The sequence below is a fragment of the Nocardioides epinepheli genome (assembly GCF_037936805.1).
Lineage (GTDB): Bacteria > Actinomycetota > Actinomycetes > Propionibacteriales > Nocardioidaceae > Nocardioides.
The window spans coordinates 15,947-34,386 of record NZ_JBBMMC010000012.1 but is presented as its reverse complement, the minus strand read 5'-3'; the positions used below and the strand labels follow the sequence as shown (position 1 = coordinate 34,386).

Annotated in this window: 14 protein-coding genes and 1 pseudogene; 11 read left to right on the top strand and 4 right to left on the bottom strand. The window is 69.4% G+C overall.

The window, feature by feature from the left end; translation table 11 throughout:
- Nucleotides 1–13: 13 nt before the first annotated feature.
- Both WMR31_RS15985 and WMR31_RS15980 read left to right on the top strand, forming a co-directional pair.
- On the top strand, nucleotides 14–736 hold the full coding sequence (locus tag WMR31_RS15985) for a hypothetical protein (RefSeq protein WP_340539863.1): 723 nt from the start codon (nucleotides 14–16) through the stop codon (nucleotides 734–736).
- A gap of 10 nt (nucleotides 737–746) precedes the next feature.
- Nucleotides 747–2,009 carry a CpaE/TadZ family protein gene (locus WMR31_RS15980; protein WP_340539862.1) on the top strand — a complete coding sequence of 421 codons (1,263 nt, stop codon included), beginning with the start codon at nucleotides 747–749 and terminating at the stop codon, nucleotides 2,007–2,009.
- 181 nt (nucleotides 2,010–2,190) lie between these two features.
- Here WMR31_RS15980 and WMR31_RS22155 read toward each other — a convergent pair.
- Nucleotides 2,191–2,625, bottom strand: a pseudogene (locus tag WMR31_RS22155) (transposase); the annotation flags it as partial.
- Nucleotides 2,626–2,989: 364 nt separating this feature from the next.
- Between WMR31_RS22155 and WMR31_RS15975 the strand changes: the two are divergent.
- The 3 genes from WMR31_RS15975 (at nucleotide 2,990) to WMR31_RS15965 (ending at nucleotide 5,674) form a co-directional block, all read left to right on the top strand.
- On the top strand, nucleotides 2,990–3,601 hold the full coding sequence (locus WMR31_RS15975) for a hypothetical protein (protein WP_340539861.1): 612 nt from the start codon (nucleotides 2,990–2,992) through the stop codon (nucleotides 3,599–3,601).
- Between the two features lie 878 nt (nucleotides 3,602–4,479).
- Complete coding sequence (locus WMR31_RS15970) at nucleotides 4,480–5,025, top strand: RNA polymerase sigma factor (RefSeq protein WP_340539860.1); 546 nt, start codon at nucleotides 4,480–4,482, stop codon at nucleotides 5,023–5,025.
- A complete protein-coding gene (locus WMR31_RS15965; protein WP_340539859.1) occupies nucleotides 5,009–5,674 on the top strand; it encodes a hypothetical protein in 666 nt (221 codons plus the stop codon). The genes WMR31_RS15970 and WMR31_RS15965 overlap by 17 nt, the downstream gene beginning before the upstream one ends.
- A 40-nt stretch (nucleotides 5,675–5,714) precedes the next feature.
- On the opposite strand, the gene WMR31_RS15960 is transcribed toward WMR31_RS15965, so the two are convergent.
- Nucleotides 5,715–7,043, bottom strand: a complete 1,329-nt coding sequence (locus WMR31_RS15960; RefSeq protein WP_340539858.1) for a hypothetical protein — start codon at nucleotides 7,041–7,043, stop codon at nucleotides 5,715–5,717.
- Entirely contained in the window at nucleotides 7,040–7,438 is a 399-nt protein-coding gene (locus WMR31_RS15955) for a hypothetical protein (RefSeq protein ID WP_340539857.1), read from the bottom strand. Before WMR31_RS15955 ends, WMR31_RS15960 begins: the two co-directional genes overlap by 4 nt.
- Nucleotides 7,439–7,576: 138 nt before the next feature.
- On the opposite strand from WMR31_RS15955, the gene WMR31_RS15950 reads away from it, so the two are divergent.
- The 4 genes from WMR31_RS15950 to WMR31_RS15935 all read left to right on the top strand — a co-directional run bounded on the left by WMR31_RS15950 (nucleotide 7,577) and on the right by WMR31_RS15935 (nucleotide 11,725).
- Complete coding sequence (locus WMR31_RS15950; RefSeq protein WP_340539856.1) at nucleotides 7,577–9,136, top strand: WS/DGAT/MGAT family O-acyltransferase; 1,560 nt, start codon at nucleotides 7,577–7,579, stop codon at nucleotides 9,134–9,136.
- The gene (locus tag WMR31_RS15945; RefSeq protein WP_340539855.1) at nucleotides 9,133–9,480 is read left to right on the top strand and encodes a DUF6912 family protein; all 348 of its coding nucleotides are present in this window, start codon (nucleotides 9,133–9,135) and stop codon (nucleotides 9,478–9,480) included. Before WMR31_RS15950 ends, WMR31_RS15945 begins: the two co-directional genes overlap by 4 nt.
- A gap of 86 nt (nucleotides 9,481–9,566) precedes the next feature.
- Nucleotides 9,567–11,207, top strand: a complete 1,641-nt coding sequence (gene pruA, locus WMR31_RS15940; RefSeq protein ID WP_340539854.1) for an L-glutamate gamma-semialdehyde dehydrogenase — start codon at nucleotides 9,567–9,569, stop codon at nucleotides 11,205–11,207.
- Between the two features lie 314 nt (nucleotides 11,208–11,521).
- On the top strand, nucleotides 11,522–11,725 hold the full coding sequence (locus tag WMR31_RS15935) for a hypothetical protein (protein ID WP_340539853.1): 204 nt from the start codon (nucleotides 11,522–11,524) through the stop codon (nucleotides 11,723–11,725).
- Here WMR31_RS15935 and WMR31_RS15930 read toward each other — a convergent pair.
- Complete coding sequence (locus WMR31_RS15930; RefSeq protein ID WP_340539852.1) at nucleotides 11,710–12,204, bottom strand: DUF2505 domain-containing protein; 495 nt, start codon at nucleotides 12,202–12,204, stop codon at nucleotides 11,710–11,712. The genes WMR31_RS15935 and WMR31_RS15930 overlap by 16 nt on opposite strands.
- Before the next feature lie 16 nt (nucleotides 12,205–12,220).
- Between WMR31_RS15930 and WMR31_RS15925 the strand changes: the two genes are divergently transcribed.
- Both WMR31_RS15925 and WMR31_RS15920 read left to right on the top strand, forming a co-directional pair.
- Nucleotides 12,221–13,060 (top strand): tryptophan 2,3-dioxygenase, encoded by an 840-nt coding sequence (locus WMR31_RS15925; RefSeq protein WP_340539851.1) that lies wholly within the window; start codon nucleotides 12,221–12,223, stop codon nucleotides 13,058–13,060.
- Nucleotides 13,061–13,129: 69 nt separating this feature from the next.
- Nucleotides 13,130–18,001 (top strand): NAD-glutamate dehydrogenase, encoded by a 4,872-nt coding sequence (locus tag WMR31_RS15920; protein WP_340539850.1) that lies wholly within the window; start codon nucleotides 13,130–13,132, stop codon nucleotides 17,999–18,001.
- Nucleotides 18,002–18,440 lie beyond the last annotated feature (439 nt).

The window sequence follows — 18,440 nt, the reverse complement described above, 5'->3', positions numbered from 1 at the left end:
CCACAATGGGCGCGTGTCCAGGAATCTCGGGAAACCTGAGGACGCCGGCACGCCCCGTGGCTCTGTGCCACCGGCCGTGCGGACCTCCTCACCAGGCTGGCGCGACCCACGACTGTGGATCGGCGTCGTGATCCTCGCCGGGTCGGTCGTGCTCGGTTCGCGCGTGCTCGCCGCGGCCGACGACACCGTCCAGGTCTGGGCAGTCGCCGACGACGCCGTGGCCGGCGAGCAACTCGACCCCGATGCCCTCGTCGCCCAGCGGGTGCGCTTCGCCGACGAGGAGGACCTCGAGCGCTACCTCGCGGTCGACGACCCGCTCCCCGACGACCTCACCCTGCTGCGCGGTCTCGGAGCCGGTGAGCTCGTGCCGCGGGCCGCGATCGGCGCGGCCGACGACGCCGGCACGGTCACCATCTCCCTCGCGGTCGCCCCACAGCTGGTGCCCAGCGCGGTCGGGCCGGGGGCGGTGGTCGACGTCTACGTCACCGGCGAGGCGCTGCTGGGTCCCACGGGACCGAACGCTCAGGGGACCGGGGCCTCCGGTGCGGCCCGCGATCCCGGCGAGCCGGTCCTCGACGACGTCGCGGTCGTGGCGGCTGCGGCGGTCGACGACGGCTTCGGTCCCAGCGGTGAGCGCCAGGTCGAGCTCGCGGTGCCGAGCGATCAGGTGGGTGAGTTCTACGGCCTGCTGGGCACCCTCACCACGCCGGTGATCTCCTTGGCACAGGTCCGTTGAGGGGCCGGCGATGATCGTCGTCCTCGTCGTGGCGGCCGGTGCCGCCTGGGAGTCGGCGGCTCTTGCGGCGCTCGGTGCCCACACGGGCACGGTCGTGCTCAAGCGCTGTGTCGACGTCGACGACCTGCTTGCGACCGCCGCCTCCGGGCAGGCCCAGGTGGCGGTGGTCGGCGTCGACGCCCGGGGGCTGGACGCCACCGCCGTCGCCCGGCTCGACGACCATGGCGTCCGCGTGGTCGCCGTCCTCGCCGACGAGCAGCGCGAGGGCGGGCAGGTGCGTGCCTCGCGGATCGGGATCGCGCACGTGATCCCCGAGTCCGCGGCCAGAGCGCTGCCCGACGTCGTCCTGGAGGCTGCTGCTGACTCGGCGCCGCTCGCGTCGCCCCTCACGTCGCCGCCGGGACCGGATCAACAGCCACCCGGGGCGATGCCGCCGATGCCGCCGCCGAGCCCTCCGAACCAGCCGACCCACCAGCCGGGCCGGGTCGTGGTCGTGTGGGGCCCGGCCGGGGGACCCGGGCGGAGCACGGTGTCGGCCGCCGTCGCCGCCGAGCTGGCTCGCCGCGGACGCCGCACGATGCTGGTCGACGCCGACCCCTATGGCGGCAGCATCGCCCAGCAGCTCGGGATCATGGACGAGGTCTCGGGCCTGCTCTCGGTGGGCCGGCTCGCGACGTCCGGGCAGCTGGAGGAGCGTTTCAACACCGTCCAGCGCGGCCTCGACAGCCGGTTGTCCGTCGTCACCGGGCTGCCCCGCCCCGACCGGTGGGCCGAGATCCGGCCCGGTGCCATCGAGCACCTGCTCGAGCTCGGACGACGTCAGGGCGACGTCGTCGTCGACACCGGCTTCAGCCTCGAGTCCGACCCGAACGACCTCGGCGGCCGGCCCGCACGCAACCAGCTCACCCTCGGCGCCCTCGAGGTCGCCGACGAGGTGCTCGTCGTCGGCGCGGCCGATCCGGTCGGGCTGTCTCGGCTGGCCCGCGGCCTCGTCGACCTCCGCGCGATCCTCGATGCCGCCAGCCAGGCGCCGGTGCGCGTCGTCGTCAACCGGATGCGACCCACCCTAGGCTGGTCGGAGAAGGACATCGGCTCCATGGTCGCCGGCTTCGCCCGCGTCGTGGGCCTGCACTTCCTCCCCGACGACCGCCCCAGCGTCGACCGCGCCCTCGTCTCCGGCCGCACCCTGCTGGAGTCCGGCGACACCCAACTCACCCGCGCCGTCGCCGGCCTCGTCGACGCCGTCGGGCCGCCTCGCGCCTCGCGCCGATAGGGGCCAGAGTTCTGAGTTGGGCACGCAGGTGACGCCATCCCTCCCAATCGATCGGGGCTCTCTCTACCTGAGGCGGGGCTGTGAGTCCGCCGTCGATGAGCAGCTTGCGTAGCCGGTAGTGCTCACCGTTGCGGAATCTGCCGGCGACACGGCGGTGGAGCTCGATGAGGCCGTTGATGGCCTAGGGGCGCCGCTGGAGGCGCGACCGGTGTCGAAGTACGCGAAGGGACGCCTGGCACCACCGTCTTAGAGCCCTATACAGCCGCTTGATCTCCGTGCTCGCGCTGGTCGGCAACGAGGCGAGGGCTTTCTCCGCGATCCGCCTGCCGCCGACATGGCTGGTGGCCTTGTATGCTGACCAGAGTTGCTGGGCGCACAGCCAGGCGATGAGGACGTCGTCGTGGCGTTTATCGGCAGCGATTCGCACGATCGAGCCCGGCTCGTTGCCTGTCGGTGAGCTTCCCCTGACTGAAGCGCAGGATCGTTCGGATGCCGTAGAGCGGGTCGCTCTTGCGGCACCCGCGGCGACCGTGGATATCTGTTGCACTCGACGCAGGACCTCGTCGACTGCCTGGGTGCCGAGCTTGACGACTTGGAACGCGTCGAGCACGTCGGTGGCGTCATCAAGCCGTGGGTGATCCGAACTAGGTACCGACCGCCGGTCCCCGCCCGATGTTCGCCTCCACTGGCGCGCCGCCTATCCGTCTGCGACGTCGAGAAGAGTCAAGAACCAAGCAGGATGGGCGACGCCGTGCTTCTCCGCGCCGATCAGACCGTGGCTCGCTACACGACCCGCGCTTGTTTCAATTTCGACTTCAACTACTCACGCGGACTATTTGTGGTCTTCCGGTTGACGATGCTTGCTGGAAGTCCTACTGTCCCATCAGCATAGAAGATTGACGCAGATCAGATATTTAGCCCGGATCGGTGATCGAATGAATTTCCTACCGAAGGTCTCAGTCGTTGGATTTGGATTCGCCATGATTCTGATGCCGGCGGCACATGCGGCGCCCGCAACCAACAACCTTTATCCGACTATTGGTGGCCCCCGTGGGGAGCTTGAGCCCCGATGTACCGATGACCCGGAGGGCGGTGACGGAAGAGTAACTTGTATAACTGATGACGCGACCGTCTATTGGTACATGGACTCCGGTGGACCTGACGAACTTGAACGCCCCGATCGTATTGCCGTTCGAGCGGCGATTAACAATGAGTTTGAGCCAACTCATCTCGATATGGTCTATGATTCGACGCCTGTCTTTAGTGGCGAGGGCGAAACGGATATCTATTATCAGGAAAGTTCTAGTCATATCGACGCTGGAGCCGACGCCGTAACTTGGTGTGACGACGCGCAGGATCACACTAGGTTCAAATGTGACCAACAGTACGTTCGCATGAGGCCAGGATCGATCACGCAGGGCCTAGCCTGTCATGAGACTGGTCATGCGATCGGGCTCGTTCATGGCCGGCAAGCCACTCCGCCGCTTGATAACAATGACCTCCGCCTCGGTTGTCTGACGACGCCAGTGCGAACCTCGGACCTCGGTTCGACGAACACTCAGAACATCAACAATCACTGGGATGCGCCGTGATCAATCGATATTGGCGAGCAGTAATCGAGACGATGGTCGGGTTTCTTTTGGCACTTATGGTCGCAACCGTCGTCTCTCGAGGAGGTGGAGAGGCTGGTAGCGGGGGAGATGCACCACGCCTGCGCGTTTCTGGCGGTGCAGTGCTCCTGGAGCAAGCGAGCAACATGGTTTTTGCTGCCGGGTCGGATAGATTGCCCAACCTTACTGCAGAGGATTGGGTATCCTATTCGGACTACGTAGTTCTCGTGACCGCAGTCTCGGAGAAGGCGCTCCCCCCGACTCTGGATGATCGGAGTCGCGGCGAAGGTATGATGGTTCGGGGAGTTCGACTGAAGGTCGAAGATGTCCTCTGGTCGAGTAGCAACCCGGATCATTTGCCGCCGACGGAATGGACGCGCCCGTCGATGGGGTGGACGTACAAGGGGGGATCTGCTGATCGCCCGATGGCCCTAGTTGATACGTCCCGGGTCGAGGTAGGGCATGCCTACATCATGGCGATCGACTGGGTGGAGGGCTCCTGCAACACGGGCCGGGGTGAGTGGCTCGGGCTAGGAGCAGGCGCGGTCGTGCCCGCCGATGGCGGAGTCGTCGGGGCTGGCGAGTATGAGGGGGCCGTTTACGGCACGCCGGATACGGGGACCTCGATGGCTGATGCGTTGGCGACGGAGACAAGCCTCCGTCGTGACCAATGGGGCAACAGCATCGGCGCGCTTACCGATGTCCTGTCGTCGACGACGCCACTGCCTCGAGACCGGCCCCGTGCTGCCGTTGGCTCGACCTGTGTCCCCGACTGATCAATGAGTTTTTGATGCGCGTGAACGCTTTTGAGCGCTCACCCGTCTATATCAACAAGGTCGACGAAGAGCTAGGGGTGCGAGATGACACCGTCCGGAGCGTTCCAGACGGCCGACACCGTGCTCACCGAGCCGGGGGAGGTGCGCCGGGTGCGAGGCATTCTGGCGCTGCGGGGCATGCCGCCGGACGCCTTGGACGACGGGGTGCAGACGGTCAGGATGAAGCTGATCGAGCAGCGGGTGAGAGGCGGACCCGAGGCGGTGCGCCGCCCACGGGCCTGGATCGCGGTGACCGCGTCACGGGTGGCCGCGGACTGGCACCGCGATCGGGCTCGGCAGCGCGACCTGAGCCTCCGGCTGGTGGAGCGCGGCGCCGGCGCCGAGGCGAGCGGAGACGTGGTCTCCGAAGAAGTGGTGGCCACCATGCAACTGGCCGGAGCGCTGGAACTGCTTAGCGAGGACCACTTGGAGGCCGTGGTGTTGCGCTACTACGCCGACCTGACGGTCCGAGACATCGCCAGCACCATGCAGGTACCGATCGGAACGGTGAAGAGCCGACTGCACTCGGCCTTGGCGCAACTACGGATCGCGTTGAGCAGAGAGGACGGGGTCGATGACACGACTCACTGAGCGAGACCTGCGGCGGCGGCTGGATCGGATCGCTGCGGCACTCTCAGACGACGAGCCCGATCCCGCCCCGGAGAAGGAGACGACCGGGTCGAGGCGTGGGTGGCTGCCTGGCCGCGCTCGTACCCGCATCGCGGTCGCGGCTGTCGTCGCGGTAGCGGTGGCCGCGGTCGCCGTCACCGCGGCCCTTCGCGCCGATCGGGAGCCCGACGCCGGACCAGAAGCTGCGCAGGCGCTGACCGACGCCGAGACGGTTGCCTGCTCGGACGGGATCGCCCTGGGCCGGGTGGTCTCCACGGCCCCCGAGGTGTCCGGTGCGCCTGAGGCCGACGAGCAGATCCGGTTGCGGCTCGACGTCACCGAGTGGCTCAAGAGACCGCCGGGGAACGCCCCCGCCAGGCTCGACATCGCGGTGATGTCGCCGCAGTTCAGCGGCACCGCGCGGTTCGGCGCCGACGAGGCCGTGTTGGTGATCCTGCAGAGCGCGGTCTCGGCCCACCAGGTCTTCCGCGCCGATCCGGCGGGCAGTACCGACCCCGCCTCGCTTGAGGGGATGACCGCGACCGTGCGGCGGATCCTTCGCGCCGGCGATCTCCCGCGCTGCCCGGACTTCTGGGGCACCGACGACGTGAGCATTCGCGGGGACAGCTGACCGGGCACGCGCCCGCCGCGAACCCGCCAGGGTCGGCGCGTCAGCTCGAGAACAGCAGGAACAGGCCGCCGCTGGTGAGGCCGACCATCGCGAAGAGCACGGGGAGCTGGCCGGTGAGCTGGTAGCGCGGAGGGAGGAGTCGCAGGGCGCGGTCGTGCGCGACGATCGCGCCGATCACGTGGCCGACGATGACCGCGCCCACCTTGATATTGGCCAGCAGCGTCGGGTGGTAGCTCAGCCAGGCGACCGGCTCCCAGTTGCCGGTGCCGAGGATGTTGGCGCCATTGCTCAAGGGGTCGCTGGCGAGGATGAGGTACTGCGAGCCGACCCCGACGAAGTAGGTCAGGTAGTGCGCGACGACGTAGCCGACGACGATCGGGATCAGTGAGTTGGCGTAGGCGTTCGGTAGGTCCGAGCGGCGTTGGTCGGTGTGGACTCCGGTGAGCATGCAGGCGCCGGCGAAGATGCCCATCGCGCCGAGACAGAAGGTCAGCAGGGCGAGGTTGTCGAGTAGATAGCCGTTGACCTGGGTGCCCTGGAGGAAACGCATCCAGGTGGGAGACTCGCCGAAGGAGTCGAAGCCCGTGCTGCCGATCAGGACGCCGACGACGCCGATCAGTCCGGGAGCGATCCGCACGGTGTCGATGTTGGCCAGTGGGCTGCGGATCAGCAGGACGCCGTCGCGCTCACCCCAGATCGACAGCTTGCCGACCAGCGTGGAGTAGACCTCGAACGGGTCGGCGTTCTCGTAGAACCGGTTGCCGAACAGCGCGCCGCCCAGGAGCATCACGGCGACGTAGACCGCACACCACAACCGCACCGGGCCGACCTCGGCCATATAGGGGTAGACGAGCTCGAACCACACGAACGCGTAGAGGCCGACCGCGGCCGGCCAGTAGCCCAGCCGCTCCGGATAGCGGTACAGGCCCTCGTCGGGGTCGCTGCCCACCAGCCGGGCGAAGACGAGGTTGATGGTGCGGACCGGGCTGATCGCCTTCCAGAACGACCCGAACAGCAACGACATCGGCACGATGCCGACCCACAGCCACACGAAGAAGATGCCGAAGATCGGGTTGATCGTCTTGTCGACCCCGAAGACCGCCACGAACGCGGTGTAGAGGAAGAGCACCATCCCGAAGGTGCGCGCCACGATCGTCAGCCACGGGCCGGCGACCAGCCGCTGGAAGAAGCGCGGCGCGGGGCGGCCGCTCGTCTCGGCGTCGTAGCGCGGCTTGCGCCACGCCACCGCGAGGATCGTGAAGGAGATGACCAGGGCGGCGACGGCACCGGAGATCGCCAGGCCCAGCGAGATGGGGAGGTCCTGCTGTCCGCCGATGCCGTGCGCGGACAGGTCGCCCGCGAGGCTCACGAGACCTGGAACTCAGCGACCGGCGAGGCCGGCTCGTGCAGCTCGAGCTCGATGATGCCGGGGCGATCGAACTGCAGCTTGATCGGGTCGTTCTCACCGGCCTCGAAGGGCAGCGTCTGCTCGGGCGAGGAGTGCAGGTGCAGCTCGCCGGCGACGTCGGAGGTGACGACGAGGTCGACCGGCTGGTTCACCCCGACCTCGATCCGTCCGCCGTCCGGGGTCACGACGCCGTCCTTCAGCGTGATGTCGACGACCTTGGTCTCGGTGTCTGCGCCCTCCTTGCCGTCGTCGCCACCGCACGCGGCGAGCGAGAGCACCAGGGCCAGCAGAGCGACCACGAGAGCGGAGCGGGATGCGACGCGGCGCGGTCCGCGCGCGCCGGTGATGCCGGACAAGAGAGCCTCCTGAGGGCGCAGGAACGGTGGGATGCGCCGCGATGCGGGCACCTCTGCCACAATCCCACGAAGCACAAGCCCCGGCGGCATCGGGGCGGGGGAGAGGATCGGCATGGGAGCGCGCATGGAGGATCGGGCATGACCGAACGCCTGCGCGCCCGCGACCTGGCCTTCCTGACCGACGAGACCCTCGTCACTCCGCGGCACAACGCCACGGTCGAGATCTTCGAGCCCGGGGAGTCAGGATTCGACTACGCCCGGCTGCTCGAGCTCGTCGGCGACCGGCTCGCGTTCGTGCCCCGCTACCGGCAGCGTCTGGTCGAGGTGCCGGGCAACCTCGCGACGCCGACCTGGGTCGACGACGTCAACTTCGACCTCGGCTACCACGTGCGGCGCTCGGCACTGCCGCGCCCGGGCACCGAGGAGCAGCTGCGCGAGCTCGTGGCCCGGATCATCTCCCGCCGCCTCGACCGCAGTCGGCCGCTGTGGGAGATCTACGTCATCGAGGGGCTGGCCGGCGGCCGGTTCGCCCTGCTCTCCAAGTCCCACCAGGCGCTTGTCGACGGCGTCCACACCGTCGACGTCGGGCAGCTCCTGCTCGACACCGAGCCCGAGCCGAAGCCGCTGGTGCCCGACGGCTGGACCCCGCGACCCGCACCCTCGGCGGTCGGGCTCGTGGCCGAGGCCGTCCGCGACGCGATCACCGAGCCCGTGACAGTGGTCGACGCCGTCACCGTCACCGCCGAGGCCGCGCGCCGCACCGTCGCCCGGGCCTCCGCGCGGACCCGCCAGGTCGCCGACGCGCTGACCGGTCGGCGTCCCAGCCTGCGCCCCATGCTCGGCCCGCTCTCGCAGCAGCGGCGGTTCGTCATGGTCGAGACCCGGCTGCGCGACTACCGCCGGATCAGCGAGGCGCACGGCGGCACGGTGAACGAGGTCATCCTGGCCACGGTCGCCGGAGCCCTCCGAGCCTGGCTGATGACCCGCGTCGCGTCGCTCGGCGGCACCCGCCAGATGCGGGCACTGGTGCCGGTGTCGGTGATCGATCGCGAACTCGAGGCCACCTCGCTCGGCAGCCAGATCGCCCCGCACTACGTCGACCTGCCCATCGGCGAGCCGAGTCCGCTGGTGCGGCTGCACCAGGTCTCCTACTCCTTCCAGGCACACGCCGAGACGGGGCGAGGGGTGGCGGCCAACCGGATCGCGAGCATCGCCGGGTTCGCGCCGGCGACGTTCCACGCGATCGGCGCCCGGGTCGCCGCGGCCGAGGTGCGCCGCGGCTACCAGATCAGCGTCACCAACGTGCCCGGCCCGCAGACGCCGCTGTATCTCGCGGGTGCGCAGATGACCGCGAGCTACCCCGTGCCGCCCCTGCACGACGGCCACCCCCTCGCCATCGGCGTCACCTCCTATGACGGCAAGGTCTTCTACGGCATCAACGCCGACCGCGACCAGGTCCCCGACGCCGACCTGCTCGGCACCTGCGTGACCGAGGCGCTCGAGGAGCTGCTGGCCACCACCACCGCCACCCGGGCGCCGCGCGGTCGCAAGAAGCCGGCGAGCGCGGCGAAGTCCGCATCCGCCCGAGCCGCATCGGCCCGCACCGGCGCGTCGAAGAAGGTCGCCACGAAGAAGTCGGCCACGGCGAAGAAGTTGGCGGGGAAGCCGGCGAAGAGCACCGAGGCCCGCAAGCGATGACCCGCTACTACCTCCCGCTCACCCTCGCCTCCTTGCGGGGGATCTGGGAGGCCGGGCGGATCGACGCCGGGACGCTCGACGACGCGGTGATCGCCGAGGGCGACGACGAGGAGTCGGAGTACGCCGCGCTGATGAGCGCCGCGGACCTCTCCGCCGACCTCCGCGACGGCGCCGGCCGTCGCGTCGTCGTGGTGGCCGAGGCGAGTGGGCCCGTGGACTCGGGGCTGCCGCTGCGCCGGGTGGTCGCCGTCCACGCCGATCCGGTGGCACGGGCAACCGACGCCGACCCCGACGACGACCTGGCCTGGTACGCCACCCAGGAGGTGCCCGACCTGTTCGGGTGAGTCACGCGCGAGGCTGCGCATCGCCGCCTGGACGCCGCTCGACTCGTGAGTGCGTCCGGGGAGCCAGGCTCAGTACAGTCGCGGTCATGGATGCGATCACCACTCCTCCGGCTCCCACCAACGAGCCGAACCTGACCTACGCGCCCGGCAGCCCCGAACGGGCCGCGCTGCGCGTCGAGCTCGACCGACTCGAACGCCGTCCGCAGAGCTTCAAGGCGCACATCAACGGGCGCCGTCGCAACGGGGGCGGCGCGGAGATCAAGGTGGTCCAGCCCCACGACCACCAGCACGTGCTGGGGACCCTGCGAAACTCGACGGTCAAGGACGCCGAGGCGGCGGTGAAGGCGGCCACCGCGGCGGCCCCAGCCTGGCAGCGGATGCCATTCGACGAGCGCGCGGCGATCATCCTCAAGGCGGCCGACCTGCTGGCCGGACCGTGGCGGCAGCGGCTCAACGCAGCCACCATGCTCGGGCAGTCGAAGACGGCGTTCCAGGCCGAGATCGACGCCGCGTGCGAGCTCATCGACTTCTGGCGCTTCAACGTGCACTTCGCCCGGCAGATCCTCGCCGAGCAGCCGATCGCCAACAGTGCCGGGGTGTGGAACCGCACCGACCACCGGCCGCTGGAGGGCTTCGTCTACGCCATCACGCCGTTCAACTTCACCGCGATCGCGGGCAACCTGCCCACCGCGCCGGCGTTGATGGGCAACACCGTGATCTGGAAGCCGTCGCCCACCCAGCAGCTGGCCGCCTCGATGACGATGGAGCTCCTCGAGGAGGCCGGGATGCCGCCCGGCGTCATCAACATGCTGCCCGGTGACGGTCTCGACGTCTCCAAGGTCGCGCTCGCGCACCCCGACCTGGCCGGCGTCCACTTCACCGGCTCGACGCCGACCTTCCAGCACCTGTGGCGCACCATCGGGGAGAACATCTCCGGCTACCGCTCCTACCCGCGGATCGTCGGCGAGACCGGCGGCAAGGACTTCGTGCTGGCCCACCCCAGCGCCGACCCCGACGTGCTCCGGGTCGCGATGCTGCGAGGGGCCTTCGAGTTCCAGGGCCAGAAGTGCTCGGCGGCCTCGCGGGCCTACGTGCCGCGCTCGCTGTGGGACAAGATGGGCGAGGACTTCCTGCACGAGGTCGAGAACATCACCATGGGCGACGTCACCGACTTCACCAACTTCATGGGCGCGGTCATCGACGAGCGGTCCTTCGCCAAGAACAAGTCCGCCATCGCCCGGGTGCCGCGCAACCGCCACCTCACCCTGCTCGCCGGCGGCCAGACCGACGACTCCGTCGGCTACTTCGTCCGGCCCACCGTCATCGCCTCCACCGACCCCACCGACCAGATGTTCACCACCGAGTACTTCGGGCCGGTGCTGGCCGTCCACGTCTTCGAGGACCGCAACTACGACAAGATCCTGACCCAGATGGAGGGCATCGCGCCCTACGCCCTCACCGGCGCGATCATCTCCCAGGACCGCCAGGCGATCACCGACGCCGTCGACGACCTGCGCTTCGCGGCCGGCAACTTCTACATCAACGACAAGCCCACCGGCGCCGTCGTCGGCCAGCAGCCCTTCGGCGGCGGCCGTGCCTCGGGCACCAACGACAAGGCCGGCGCCGCCAGCAACCTGCTGCGCTGGACCTCGCCCCGCTCCATCAAGGAGACCTTCGTCCCGCCCACGGACTACCGCTACCCGTACATGGCCCCCGACGCCGACTAGCGGAGGGCCTCGACGCCAGAGGTCGAGCAGGCGAGCGCCGGCGAGCGCGCGTTGACTGCCCCCGCCGGAGGTTGAGCAAGCGAGCGCCAGCGAGCGCCGACGAAACCCCGGCAACCGTTCCTGCATGCGTTGGTGGGTCGGTTGCGAGGTTTCGTCGGCGGCCGACTGTTAGGCGGGCTCGTTCCTCGCCCTCCCGGCTTGCTCAACCTCCTCGGCGGCAATCGTCCTTGCCAGCGTTCTGCAGTCGGGCGCGCTCGACCCCGAGACCCGGCCCGCTGCGCCGCCGGAACGACGCGGGGGCACAATCGGAGGCGATGACTCCGTTGCACCTGGGTGCCCTGCACCCCATCGAGCAGGTCCTGACGCTGATCTTGGCGTTCGGGCCGTTCGTCGTGCTCGGGATCGTGATCTGGTGGCGACGCCGGACCGAGGACGCCGCACAGCAGCCGGCCGATCAGCCCGAGCAGCCCGACCAGGCCGCCGACGACGTCGGCGCGGAGCCTCAGCGCGAGAGGTAGTCGATACCTGTGCGGTGCTCGACCTGCATCGCCTTGGTGATCAGGTCGGCGATCAGATCCTCGAGCTTGCCGCCCACGAGGGGCACGCCCACCTTGACCGTGAGGTCGACGGTCTTTACCGCGCCATCCCCGGACGGGGTGAGCTTCAAGGTTCCGTGGATCTCGCCCGGCTTGCCGGGGATCTCGTAGGTGAGATCGGCCTCCGTCGGCGAGGTCCAGGTCTCGGTGACGACCAGATTGGTCTCCTCGCCCACGATCTTGCGGGCGAACGACGGCACGCCCGCGGTCGGCAGCCACTGGTCGATCCGCACGTCGTCGCCGTCGATCCGGACGTCGTGCCGCACCGCGCGCTGGGCGCGGCAGACCTCCTCCCGGAAGGCCGGGTCATCGAGCATCGAGGCGACCTCCTCGACCGAGGCGTCATAGGGCATCTGGTGTCGGATCGACTTCGCCATGAGGGCCATCATGCCGGTCCTCACGTGGTTGAGTGGAAGGGTGAGCGACACCCACCGCAACCCGGTCACCGACGAGCAGTTCGTCTCCTTCGGCGAGCAGGGCGCCCAGCTGACCTACGGCAGCTACCTGCGGTTGCCGACCCTGCTCGACGCCCAGCACCTCGAGTCGGATCCCCCGGCGCACGACGAGCTGCTGTTCATCACCATCCACCAGGTCTACGAGCTGTGGTTCAAGCAGCTCCTGCACGAGGTCACCGCGGCACGCGACACGATGCTGCGCGCAGGCCAGCCGGGCGCGGGCGGCGACCTGTGGCGGGCCCAGCACCTGTTGTCGCGCGTGCACGTGATCGAGCGCGTGCTGGTCCAGCAGGTCGACGTGCTGGAGACCATGACCCCGCAGGACTTCCTCGAGTTCCGTCAGCGTCTCGCCCCGGCCAGCGGCTTCCAGAGCGTGCAGTTCCGCGAGCTGGAGTTCCTCTCCGGCGCCAAGGACCCCGGCTACCTGAGCCGGTTCAAGGGGCTCACCGAGGCCGAACAGGATCGACTTCGGGCCCGGCTCGACGAGCCGACGCTGTGGGATGCGTTCCTGGCCGTCCTGCGCGCCCACGACCTGCCCGCCGACGACGACGAGCAGGTCGCCGACTCGGTGCGCACCGTCGCCCACGACCGCGATCGGTACGGCGCGGTGTGGGCACTGGCCGAGGCGCTGCTCCAACACGACGAGCTCGCCGCCAGCTGGCGCGCGCGACACGTCGTCATGGTCGAGAGGATGATCGGGGCGAAGTCCGGAACCGGCGGTTCGAGCGGCTCTGCCTACCTTCGCGGGCGCCTCCCACTCCAGTACTACCCGGTGCTCTGGGACGTGCGCAGCCGACTCTGACCCGGCCGCTTCAGCGTGCTCCGGCGGGCCCGGTTGTCGGCCTCGTCGGCGGGCCCTAACGTGGACCGCGTGTCAACGACGACGCAGGAATCCGACAAGACCGAGCTTCTCTCCAAGGCCGCCGAGGTGGCCCGGCACGGAAAGGGCAGCGGCGGCCCACCGCGTGACGACGTCGAGGGCCTGATCCGCGCCTACTACCGGCACGTCGCGCCCGAGGACCTCCTCGACCGGTCCGACGCCGATGTGTACGGCGGGCTCGCCTCGCACTACAAGCTCGCCTCGAACCGCCCGCAGGGCACCGCGCAGGTGCGGGTGGTCACGCCCGCGCCGGGCGAGCACGGGTGGAGCGCCGGCGGGCACACCGTCGTCGAGGTCGTCGTCGACGACATGCCCTTCCTCGTCGACTCCCTCACGATGGAGCTGAGCCGCCAGCTGCGCGACGTGCACCTCGTCGTGCACCCGCAGTTCGACGTCGAGCGCACGATCACCGGCGACCTCGTGTCCGTCGCTCCGGTCGCCGACGGCGCCTCCGAGCCCGAGGACGGGCGCATCCGCGAGTCGTGGATGCACGTCGAGATCGACCGGATCCGTGAGGGCGACGACCCCGCCGCCGTCGTCGACGACGTCCAGCGAGTGCTGCGCGACGTCCGCGAGTCGGTCGAGGACTGGTCGAAGATGAACGACCGGATCACCGAGATCGTCACCGAGCTCGACGAGGACCCGCCGCCGCTGGACGCCGACGAGCTGCGCCAGGCGAGCGAGCTGCTCACCTGGCTCGCCGACGGTCACTTCACCTTCCTCGGCTACCGCGAGTACACCCTCGACCGGGTCGAGATCGACGGCGAGGACGAGGACGTCCTGCGCGCCGTCCCCGGCACCGGACTGGGCATCCTGCGCTCCGACCAGGTGCTCTCGGAGTCCTTCGGCCGGCTCCCCGACCCGGTGAAGGCGAAGGCGCGCGAGAAGACGCTGCTGGTCCTCGCGAAGGCCAACTCGCGGGCCACCGTGCACCGCCCCGCCTACCTCGACTACGTCGGCGTCAAGACCTTCGACGCCGACGGCGAGGTCAACGGCGAGCGGCGCTTCCTCGGGCTGTTCTCCAGCGCCGCCTACACCGAGTCGCTGCTGCGGATCCCGCTGGTGCGCGAGAAGGTGCAGGCCGTCCTCCAGGGAAGCGGCTTCGACCCCCAGAGCCACGCCGGCAAGGCCCTCCTCGACACGCTGGAGACCTACCCGCGCGACGACCTGTTCCACACCCCCGTCGAGGAGCTCGGCCCGCTGGCCGAGGCGGCGATGCAGGCGCGCGAGCGCCGCGCCGTGCGGATGTTCATCCGCAAGGACACCTACGGCCGCTACGTCTCGGTGCTGGTCTACCTGCCCCGCGACCGCTACAACACCGGGGTCCGGGAGAAGTTCGTGCAGATCCTCAAGGATCGGCTCGGTGCCGACGACGTCGAGTTCAACGTGCGGATCAACGAGTCGACCACCGCCCGCGTCCACTTCGTCGTGCACCGCAAGCCCGGCGAGTCGCTGCCCGACATCGACACCGGCGACCTCGAACGGCGTCTCTCGGAGGCCTCGCGCTCCTGGCGCGACGACTTCATCGCCGCGGTCATCGCCGAGTACGGCGAGGAGGTCGGCTCGATCCTCGGGCGCCGCTACCTCGACTCCTTCCCCGAGGCCTACAAGGAGGACTTCGCTCCGCGCACGGCGTCGGTCGACCTCGGTCGGCTCGAGGCGATCCCCGGCGACGAGGGCCTGGACCACTCGCTCTACCAAGACGTCGACGCCGGCACCGGCGAGGCCCGCCTGAAGCTCTACCGGATCGGCTCGCCCCTGTCGCTGAGCGAGATCCTCCCGATGCTCAGCTCGATGGGCGTCGAGGTCGTCGACGAACGGCCCTACACCCTCGTCGGGCTCGAGCGGCCCTCCCACATCTACGAGTTCGGCCTGCGCTATCCCGGCAAGCTGCCCGAGGACAGCCGTGCCCCGTTCGAGGAGGCGATCTGGGCCGTCGAGCAGGGCCTCACCGAGATCGACGGCTTCAACGCCCTGGTGCTCGGGGCGCAGATCAGCTGGCGCGACGCCGTCGTGCTGCGTGCCTACGCCAAGTACATGAAGCAGTGCGGCTCGCCCTTCGCCCTGGACTACATCGAGGACGCGCTGCTGTCGAACGTCGCGATCACGCAGATGCTGATCGACCTGTTCGGCGCCCGCTTCGACCCCGACCGCTCCCGCGACGAGGAGGACGACGTCGCGCGCCGGATCGAGGCCGCTCTCGACGACGTCGCGAGCCTCGACCACGACCGCATCCTGCGCTCGTACCTGGACCACATCCAAGGGACCCTGCGCACCAACTACTACCAGTACACGACCGCGCCCACCGGCGACGCTCCTCCGGGGCAGCCGCACTCCTACATCTCCCTCAAGCTCGACCCGTCGGCCATCCCCGACATGCCCGAGCCGCGTCCGGCCTACGAGATCTTCGTGTACTCGCCCAAGGTCGAGGGCGTCCACCTGCGCTTCGGCCTGGTCGCGCGAGGCGGGCTGCGGTGGAGCGACCGCCGTGACGACTTCCGCACCGAGGTGCTCGGCCTGGTCAAGGCCCAGATGGTGAAGAACACCGTGATCGTGCCGGTGGGTGCCAAGGGTGGGTTCTTCGCCAAGGCACTGCCCGACCCGGCGGTCGACCGCGACGCCTGGCTCGCCGAGGGGATCGCCTGCTACAAGACCTTCATCTCCGGGCTGCTCGACGTCACCGACAACCTGGTCGACGGCAAGACGGTGCCACCGGACCGGGTGGTGCGTCACGACGGCGACGACTCCTACCTGGTGGTCGCCGCCGACAAGGGCACCGCCAGCTTCAGCGACATCGCCAACGGTGTGGCCGAGGCCTACGACTTCTGGCTCGGCGACGCGTTCGCGAGCGGGGGCTCGGTCGGCTACGACCACAAGTCGATGGGCATCACCGCGCGGGGCGCGTGGGTCTCGGTGCAGCGACACTTCCGCGAGATGGGTGTCGACTGCCAGACCGAGGAGTTCACCTGCGTCGGCATCGGCGACATGTCCGGAGACGTGTTCGGCAACGGCATGCTGTGCTCGAAGACCACCCGCCTGGTGGCGGCCTTCGACCATCGCGACATCTTCATCGACCCCGACCCGGACGCCGCCACCTCCTACGACGAGCGCAAGCGGCTCTTCGAGCTGCCCCGGTCCAGCTGGGAGGACTACGACTCGTCCCTGATCTCCAAGGGCGGCGGCGTCTTCTCGCGCTCGGCCAAGTCGGTCAAGCTGAACCCCGAGATCCGTGCGGCGCTCGGGATCGCCGGCAACGTGGAGAAGCTGACTCCGAACGAGCTGATCCGCGCCATCCTCCTCGCGCCGGCCGACCTGCTCTGGAACGGCGGTATCGGCACCTACGTCAAGGCCGAGGACGAGACCAACGCGGAGGTCGGCGACAAGGCCAACGACGCGATCCGCGTCGACGGCGGCGAGCTGCGAGTGCGGTGCGTGGGGGAGGGCGGCAACCTCGGCCTCACCCAGCGCGGCCGGATCGAGTACGCCATCGCCGGAGGCCGGGTCAACACCGACTTCATCGACAACTCCGCCGGCGTCGACACCTCCGACCACGAGGTCAACCTCAAGATCCTGCTCGACCGCGTCGTCAAGGCCGGCGACATGACCCACAAGCAGCGCAACACCCTGCTGGCCGAGATGACCGACGAGGTCGCGAGCCTGGTGCTGGCCGACAACTACGACCAGAACATCGCCCTGGCGAACGCCGCCTACAACGCCGCGCCGCTGCTGCACGTGCAGGAGTCGTGGATCAAGAAGCTCGAGCGCGACGGCGTCATCAGCCGCGAGCGCGAGGCCCTGCCGACGCCGCGTCAGGTGCAGCAGCGCATCGAGCGGGGGGTCGGGCTGACCGTCCCCGAGCTCGCGGTCGTGCTCGCCTGGACCAAGATCGTGCTGGCCAACGAGCTCATCGAGACCGACCTGCCCGACGACCCCTACCTGAACACCGACCTCACGACGTACTTCCCCGAGGCGATCCAGGAGCGTTTCCCCGAACGGATCGCCGAGCATCCGCTGCGCCGCGAGATCATCGTGACCCGCGTCGTCAACGACCTCATCAACGGCGCCGGGATGACCTACTGGCCCCGGCTGGCCGGCGAGACCGGCGCCAGCGCCGCCGAGCTGACCCGCGCCAACTTCGTGGCACGCGAGATCTTCGGCTCGCTGCCGCTGCGCAAGGAGCTGGAGACCTACGACAACACGCTCCCGGCGTCCGTGCTCACCCAGATGCGCATCGAGATGCGCACCCTGGTCGAGCGCGGCTCGCGATGGTTGGTCACCAACCGCCGTCCGCCCCTGGACAGCCAGGGCCTGGTCGACCAGTTCACCGGGCCGATGCAGGCGACGATCGCCGAGCTTCCCGACCTGATGTTGGGTCGCGAGCTCGACGGCTTCGAGAAGCGCAAGGCGGCGCTGGTGAAGAAGGACGTGCCGGAGGATCTGGCCACCAAGGTCGCCACCCTCCCGACGGCCTACCAGCTGCTCAACGTCATCGAGATCGCCGGCCGCGAGAAGATGGAGCCCGCCGAGGTGGCCCGCATCTACTTCGCCATCGGCGAGCGGCTCGGCCTGCCGGTTCTGGTCGAGCAGATCCTGAGCCTGCCGCGCGACGACCAGTGGCAGACCATGGCCCGCGCCACCCTGCGCGACGACCTCTACGCCGTCCACGCCCAGCTGACCTCGCAGGTGATCTCCGAGACCTCCTCCGACCAGTCGGCCGCCGAGCGGCTCGAGGCCTGGGTGAAGGACGACGACGTCCGCATCAACCGCGCCGCCACCACCCTCGCCCAGATCTGCAGCGACGGCGACGTCGACCTCGCCCGGATGTCGGTGGGGCTGCGGGTGGTGCGCCGGCTGCTGGGCTGACCCTCCGGCGTGGCTCTGCTGGGGCGGGATTTCCCCGGTCGACCGGGGAAGTATGAACTTGGGGGCCGGGATCCCGGCCTCCAAGTTCAGGTTTTGGCCGCCCAGTGCGTGCCGGGTCGTCGTCCTGGGACGACGAACGCCGCCCCGTCAGGAGGCACGAGTCGGAGGCGTCGCCTGCGCCCGGCCCATTGGCATTCGCCCCTGTTCTGCTCCGACTGGACGGCCGAACCCTGAACTGGGGGGGCCGATATTTCGCCCGCTAAGTTCAGGGATCCCCGGTCGACCGGGGAAATCCCGGAGCGCCGGCGGTCCGGTGGAGGCGCATCGACGTCGGGCGCAGTCAGAACGCCGCCAGTGCAGCGTGAGGCGGAGGCCAGGGCCGGACCGGTCTGAGGTACCTCAGCGGTTCGCGGGGTGTCGGTGGGGGCGCCTATGGTCG

Bases quoted from the DNA above. Each gene is read 5' to 3' on its own strand.
- WMR31_RS15965 (WP_340539859.1), top strand. From the start codon at position 5,009: ATGACACGACTCACTGAGCGAGACCTGCGGCGGCGGCTGGATCGGATC.
- WMR31_RS15980 (WP_340539862.1), top strand. From the start codon at position 747: ATGATCGTCGTCCTCGTCGTGGCGGCCGGTGCCGCCTGGGAGTCGGCG.
- pruA (WP_340539854.1), top strand. From the start codon at position 9,567: ATGGATGCGATCACCACTCCTCCGGCTCCCACCAACGAGCCGAACCTG.
- WMR31_RS15970 (WP_340539860.1), top strand. From the start codon at position 4,480: ATGACACCGTCCGGAGCGTTCCAGACGGCCGACACCGTGCTCACCGAG.
- WMR31_RS15975 (WP_340539861.1), top strand. From the start codon at position 2,990: ATGATTCTGATGCCGGCGGCACATGCGGCGCCCGCAACCAACAACCTT.
- WMR31_RS15950 (WP_340539856.1), top strand. From the start codon at position 7,577: ATGACCGAACGCCTGCGCGCCCGCGACCTGGCCTTCCTGACCGACGAG.
- WMR31_RS15935 (WP_340539853.1), top strand. From the start codon at position 11,522: ATGACTCCGTTGCACCTGGGTGCCCTGCACCCCATCGAGCAGGTCCTG.
- WMR31_RS15945 (WP_340539855.1), top strand. From the start codon at position 9,133: ATGACCCGCTACTACCTCCCGCTCACCCTCGCCTCCTTGCGGGGGATC.